The sequence below is a fragment of the uncultured Sphingomonas sp. genome (assembly GCF_964243315.1).
In the GTDB taxonomy this organism is placed as follows: Bacteria; Pseudomonadota; Alphaproteobacteria; order Sphingomonadales; family Sphingomonadaceae; genus Sphingomonas.
Window position 1 is genome coordinate 1 of the sequence record NZ_CAXTEM010000094.1, and the last position, 6,395, is coordinate 6,395.

Consider the following 6,395-nt stretch of genomic DNA (forward strand, 5'->3'; position numbering starts at 1 on the left):
GCGTATACTCACTTTCCAGGCGAGCGCCTTCGACCACTCGGCCACCGCTCCGCATTCCCTGGAAGCGGCGCGACTAGCGTGTCGGGGGGGCGGCCGCAAGCAATTGCGCGCCGCGCCGGCGTCGGGCAGTCTCGCACGCATGAACATGCTCGCGCTCTCGCTCGCCGTGGCACAGGCCGTCGCCGCCACTCCTGCCCCGCTGCCATCGGATGCTGTCGACGCCGATTGGCGCGCGATCCCCGACGACGAGGTGATGGTGATCACGCTCGGCACCGGCAAGCAGGTCGTGATCCGGCTCGCCGCAGCCTATGCGCCCGCGCATGTCGGCAATGTTCGCACGCTGGCGCGGACGCGGTGGTGGGACGGTACCAGCGTCTACCGGGTGCAGGAGAATTGGGTCGCGCAATGGGGCGACGAAAGCGAGAAGAAGCCGCTGCCCGTGGGCGTCACCGATGCCCCCGCCGCCGAGTTCGAGATCGCTGCCTTCGCGCCGGCGGTGCGGATGGCGCGCGCGGACGGCTATTCGACCGCAGCGGGCATCACTGCGGACGGCTGGCCGATCGCGAGCGACGGCAAGGCGGCGTGGCTGACGCATTGCTACGGCATGGTCGGGGTGGCGCGCGATGCGCTGCCGAGCACGGGCAGCGGGTCGGAACTGTTCACGCCGATCGGGCAGTCCGCGCGGCGGCTGGACCGGAACTACACCGTCGTGGGGCGGATCGTGGAGGGCATGCAGTATCTGTCGGCGCTGCCGCGGAGCGACGCGGCGATGGGGATGTATGCCACAGCGGGCGAGCGCGTGCCGATCGTCTCGGTGCGGCTCGCGAGCGATGTGCCGGCAGCGGAACGGCCGCGCTTCCAATATCGTGCGGCCGACAATCCCCGCTTCGCCGCCGCGGTCCGTCGTCGCGAACTGCCCGACGCGCCGACCATCCCCACCGGCGCCGCGGTGTGCGACGTCCTGCCCGCGGTTCGCCGAGCGCCGTAAATTCTAGCGGCCGACCCAGTCGGCCACTTCGGTCGCGACGCGATTGGCGGCGTCGTTGAGCGCGGTCGCGGCCGAGGGTGCGTCGATCGCGGCAACGGGCACGCGGGCCTCGAAGCGACGCTTTTCGACCGTCGCCGCGTCGCCGCGGATCAACGACGCGTCATAGGTCACCACCGCCTCGCGCGCGGTGCCGTCGATCCCGAAGCTGCGGAGTTCGCCGCCGAGCCGCGCGCCGGGGTCGCTCATCGACTGCGCCGGCGACAGCACGACGCGGCCGGACCGCGTCGTCACCGTGTCGGACAGCAACCGCGCGAACAGCCGCGCCGGCGGCTCCGCCCAGACCGCGTCCTTCACATAGGCGATCGCGGTAGGGCCGGACTGGACCGGCACGCGAGCACCGGCAAGCGACTGGGGCACCGCGGGCACCGCGATCGTGATCGACTTGGCGCTGGCGGAGCTTTGCGCCTGCCCCACCGGAATCGCCGCAGTTGCGGTCAGCGTCAGCAGCGCTTCGGGCGGCTTGGCGCCGAAGCTGATGCACGCCGCGAGCGGCAGCGCCGCCGCCAGGATGATGAGCGGAGTCTTCATCGTCACTTGCCCTTGTAGTCCGGGAGTTTCTGCTGACCGATCAGCGAGCCCGCGCCCCCCTGATCGACCTTTTCGGCGACCGACGACAGCGCCTGCGACATCACTCGCAGATCACGGACCAGCTGCCCGACTTCGGGAATGGTCTGCTTGCTGAACGCCTGGAGCCCCGGCCGCGCATCGCCGATCGCGGCGTTGAGCGATTCCGCGCTCTGCTGCGCCGATCCGATCGCCTTGTTGAGGTTGGCCATCGCCGGGCGGACATCGTCAGCGAGCACGCCGTTGGTGGTCGCGGCGAGCTGCCCGATCTGCTGCGCGGCGTCGCCCGCCTGCTGGATCGCGACCCGGGTCTGCGCCAGCGTCGCCGCGATCTCGGGACCGCGATCCGCCAGTGCGTCCGACAGGCGATTGGTGTTCTCAAGAATGCCCGCGATAGACGCCTGGTTGCGATCCGAAAGCAGCCCGGTCAGCCGCTCGGTCAGCGTCGACAGCCGCTCCAGCAGCTGCGGCGCCGAATTGAGGATCGCGCCGAGCCCGCCCTGCTTGGTCGGGATCACCGGCACGCCGTACGGGCATTGGCTCAGCGGGTTGGTCTCCGGACAGCCGATCGCCGCGGCGCCCTTGCGCGCGCCGTCGAGCGAGACCTGGCTGACCCCGGTGAAGCCGACGCCCGAGATCGTCGCGGTGGTGCCCTGCAATACCGGCGTGTCGTCGCTGACGTTGATGCGGACGCGCACGAATTGCGGGTCGTTGCGCCACAACGCGATCTCCTTCACCTGCCCGGAAGGCACGCCGGAGAAGGTGACCGCGGAGCCCTTGGCGAGGCCGTCGACCGATTGCTTGAAGAAGATGTCATACTCCTTCTCGGACGCGCCGCCCAACCGCGCGATCCACACCGTGAAGACCGCGAGCAGGGTGAGCAGGATCAGCACGACGGCGCCGACGAGGACGTGGTTCGAGCGGGTTTCCATCAGTTGGCCTCAATCCTTCGCGGCGATTCCTGCCCCGCTGCGTGATGTTCCTGGGTGGCGACCGCGGCGCGCCCGCGCGGGCCCTTGAAATATTCCTCGATCCACGGGTGATCGAGCGCCAGCAGTTCGTCGATCGTGCCGACCGCGATCACCTTCTTGTCGGCGAGTACCGCGACCCGGTCGCAGATCGCGTAGAGCGAATCGAGATCATGGGTGATCAGGAACACCGTCAGCCCGAGCGTCTTCTGGAGCGACTTGGTCAATTCGTCGAACGCCGCAGCGCCGATCGGGTCGAGCCCCGCGGTCGGTTCGTCGAGGAACAGCAGTTCGGGGTCGAGCGCCAGCGCGCGTGCAAGTCCGGCGCGCTTGCGCATGCCGCCCGACAGTTCGGCGGGGAATTTGGGCCCTGCGTCGCCGGGCAGGCCGGTCATCACCACCTTGTATGCCGCGATTTCCTCGAGCAGCGCCTGATCGAGTTCGGGATAGAATTCGCGGAGCGGCACCTGGACGTTCTCGGCGACCGTCAGCGTCGAGAAGAGCGCCCCGCCCTGGAACAACACGCCCCAGCGCTTGCGGATGTCGATCGCGTCGGTCTCTTCGCGTCCGATCGTCTCGTCGCCGAACACCCGGATCGCGCCCGCATCGGGCGTCTGCAGACCGATGATCGACCGCATCAGCACCGACTTGCCGGTGCCCGACCCGCCGACCACGCCGAGGATCTCGCCACGCCGGACGTCGAGATCGAGTCCCTCGTGGATCACCGCCTCGCCGAAGCTGTTGCGCAGCCCCTTCACCGAGATGACGAAGTCGTCGCGATCTGCCGCCATCAGTTCCACCCCAGCCAGGTGAAGAACACCGCGAAGAACGCGTCGAGCACGATCACCAGGAAGATCGCCTGGACCACGGCGGAGGTGGTGCGCAGCCCGACCTGTTCAGCGTCCGCCTCCACCTGCAGACCCTGAAAGCACCCCGCGACCGCGATAATCGCGCCGAATACAGGTGCCTTGATCAGCCCGATATAAAGGTCGGTGATCGGCACGACCTCGCGGATCCGCTGGACATAGGTCACCGGCGGAATCCCCAGCGTCACCCAGAGCAGCAGCCCGCCGCCGAGCAACGCGATCATCGACGCGTAGAAGCCGAGCAGCGGCATCATCACGATCGCCGCGATCGTGCGCGGCAGCACCAGCGCCTCCATCGGCGACACGCCGATCGTGCGCATCGCGTCGATCTCTTCGGTCAGCTTCATCGTGCCGAGCTGCGCCGCGAACGCGGAGCCGGATCGTCCGGCGACCATGATCGCGGTCATCAGCACGCCCATCTCGCGCAGCGTCAGTCGGCCGACCAGGTTGATCGTGAACACTTCTGCGCCGAACTGGCGGAGCTGCACCGCGCCCTGCTGCGCGATCACCATGCCGATCAGGAAGCTCATCAGCCCGACGATGCCGAGCGCGGAGACGCCGACGACCTCGAAGCGCTGGATGACGGCATTGTAGCGAAAGCGGTGCGGATGGCGGATCACGTTGCCGAGCGCGATCACCGTCGCGCCCATGAAGCCCAGCAAGCCGTAGAGCGTGCGCATCGCGATCGTGGTCGCATCGCCGATCTCGCCGAGCACGCGTTTCACCGCGCGGACCTTGCGCGGCCGCATCGCGACTGGCTGGTCGGCGGCGACGACCTGGCGCATCAGGTGCGCGCCATCGTCGTCGAGACCCTCGACCGGTGCATCGTGACGTACCGCAAGGCGGTGGACGAGCCAGGCGCCGACGGTGTCGATGCGTTCGACGCTGCTGAGATCGATCCGCGAGACGTCGCCGGAGACCTTGTCGAGCCGATCCGGCAGCGTACCGAGCCGCGATAGCGACAGATTGCCGGTGAAGCGGATAGTGCCGCCGTCCTGCTCGAAATCGGCCATGCCATTCATCGAAGGCTTCTTTGGTCGAAACGGCGCCCCGCGGCAAGGCGATAGCCGTGCGGGGCGAAATGAAACGCTGGGTTACCGGTCCGTTCAGGCAGTCACGTCGATCGCATGGATGATCAGCCCGACCAGCCCGCCGACGATCGTGCCGTTGATGCGGATATATTGGAGGTCGCGGCCGACCGCGTTTTCCAACCGGCGCGTGATCGTGTCGGCGTCCCAGCCGCGCACCGTCTCCGATACCAGCCGGACGATGCCGTCGCCATAATCCGCCGCGGTGCCGACAACGGCGCGGCGCACGAAGCGGTTGATCGTCCGCGCCAGGCGATCGTCATCGACCAGCGTCTGGCCGATCTGGCGGAGCACGTCGCCGAGCTTGCCCGCCATCGCCGCCTCCGGATCGCGCGCGACCTTCAGCAGGGCGGCGCGTGCCTGTTCCCACAATCCGTCGAGCCAGCGCTGCATCGCCGGGTTCTCGATCAGTTCGAGCTTCAGCGCATCCACCCGGGCATGCGTGCGCTGGTCGTATTGCAGGTCCCAGGCGAGCCGATCCAGGCCCTCCTCGGCCTTCATCCGCAGCGGATGTTCGGGGTTCGCGGCCATGTCGGCGAGCAGCTTGTCGAGCCCCGCGATCAGCTTGTCAGCGAGCGTCTCGTCGAGCCCGGTCCAGCGCAACACGGTACCCGCGCGTTCATGCACGATCGCGCGCACCAGATGATCGTTGCTCGCCAGCGCTCCCGCCGCCCAGCCGATCCCGGCGTCGAGCAGCGGCTTGTGGCGGTTCTCCGCCATCGCCGCCTTCATCAATTGGCCGAGCACCGGCGCGACCTGCGTCTCTCGCAGCCGGGCGCCGATCCCGGCCTTGACCATGCCGCCCAGGCGGGCGGGGTCGAGCCCCTCCAGCACTTGGGCGACGAGCTTCGACGCGCCCTGGCGGAATCGACCGCCCGCGCCCTCCGCCGGATCGGTCAGCCAATGTGCGATCGCGCCGGCGACATCGAGCCGCCGCATCCGCCGCGCGATCACCGTCGGCACCAGAAAATTATCGCGCAGGAATTGCGCCAGCGTGTCGCCGATCCGATCCTTATTGCGCGGCACGATCGCGGTATGCGGGATCGGCAGCCCGAGCGGGTGCCGGAACAATGCGGTCACCGCGAACCAGTCGGCGAGCCCGCCGACCATCGCGGCTTCGCTGAACGCCTGCACGAAACCCCAGGCTGGATGCGCCGCGATCATCGCGCGGCTGGCGAAGAAGATCCCCGCCATCAGCACCAGCAGCGCGGTCGCGACCAGCCGCATGCGGATCAGCCCCGGCGGCGTGATGTCCTGCGCGGAGCGGTGGAGGCGGATCGCGGTCATTGCCGGGACAATCCGCGAGCGCCGCTATAGTTCAAGCTCTTGCTAAGCGGCCCCGCGCGCACGGTGCGGCGTGCGGCGGGTTCCGTCGGATCATTCGGCAGGCTGGGTGCCCTCGTCGCCATCGCTGTAACCGAGCCGGGTCGCGACCGGCCCGAGTTGCGGCTTGCTCGGCCCCGCGATCCCGATGACCTCGCTGCCGTCGTCACCCGGACGATAGGTGAGCAGGCGCCGGCCGAGCCGCGGCCCGACCCAGCGCTCGACCCCGACCGCCAGACTGAAGGTGGCAGGCACGATCAGCAGCGTCAGCACGGTCGACAGGATCAGGCCGCCGATCACGACGATACCCATCGGCGCACGCCACGATCCGTCGCCCCCAAGCGACATCGCGGTCGGCACCATGCCCGCGACCATCGCGACCGTGGTCATCACGATCGGCTGCGCGCGCTTGTGCCCTGCATCGATGATCGCGGTGACGACGTCGACGCCCTTGCTCATCTCCTCCAGCGCGAAGTCGATCAACAGGATCGAGTTCTTGGCGACGATGCCGAGCAGCATCAGCAGCCCGATGAACACC

Annotated in this window: 7 protein-coding genes; 1 reads left to right on the forward strand and 6 read right to left on the reverse strand. The window is 68.6% G+C overall.

Annotated features, from left to right (window positions below; genetic code table 11):
- Nucleotides 1-988 (forward strand): peptidylprolyl isomerase (locus ACFE77_RS15710; protein WP_375422588.1); only part of this gene is annotated, 988 nt, incomplete at its 5' end.
- Between the two features lie 3 nt (nucleotides 989-991).
- Here the strand turns inward: ACFE77_RS15710 and ACFE77_RS15715 are convergent.
- From ACFE77_RS15715 to ACFE77_RS15740, 6 genes are all read right to left on the reverse strand, one after another.
- Nucleotides 992-1,576 (reverse strand): ABC-type transport auxiliary lipoprotein family protein, encoded by a 585-nt coding sequence (locus tag ACFE77_RS15715; RefSeq protein ID WP_375422589.1) that lies wholly within the window; start codon nucleotides 1,574-1,576, stop codon nucleotides 992-994.
- A gap of 2 nt (nucleotides 1,577-1,578) precedes the next feature.
- Nucleotides 1,579-2,544, reverse strand: coding sequence for an MlaD family protein (locus ACFE77_RS15720; RefSeq protein ID WP_375422590.1), 966 nt, complete (start codon nucleotides 2,542-2,544; stop codon nucleotides 1,579-1,581).
- Entirely contained in the window at nucleotides 2,544-3,371 is an 828-nt protein-coding gene (locus tag ACFE77_RS15725) for an ABC transporter ATP-binding protein (protein WP_375422591.1), read from the reverse strand. Before ACFE77_RS15725 ends, ACFE77_RS15720 begins: the two co-directional genes overlap by 1 nt.
- A complete protein-coding gene (locus ACFE77_RS15730; protein ID WP_375422592.1) occupies nucleotides 3,371-4,468 on the reverse strand; it encodes an ABC transporter permease in 1,098 nt (365 codons plus the stop codon). The genes ACFE77_RS15725 and ACFE77_RS15730 overlap by 1 nt, the downstream gene beginning before the upstream one ends.
- 84 nt (nucleotides 4,469-4,552) lie before the next feature.
- A complete protein-coding gene (locus tag ACFE77_RS15735; RefSeq protein WP_375422593.1) occupies nucleotides 4,553-5,821 on the reverse strand; it encodes a DUF445 domain-containing protein in 1,269 nt (422 codons plus the stop codon).
- Nucleotides 5,822-5,911: 90 nt separating this feature from the next.
- A partial coding sequence (locus ACFE77_RS15740) for an efflux RND transporter permease subunit (protein WP_375422594.1) occupies nucleotides 5,912-6,395 on the reverse strand: 484 nt, incomplete at its 5' end.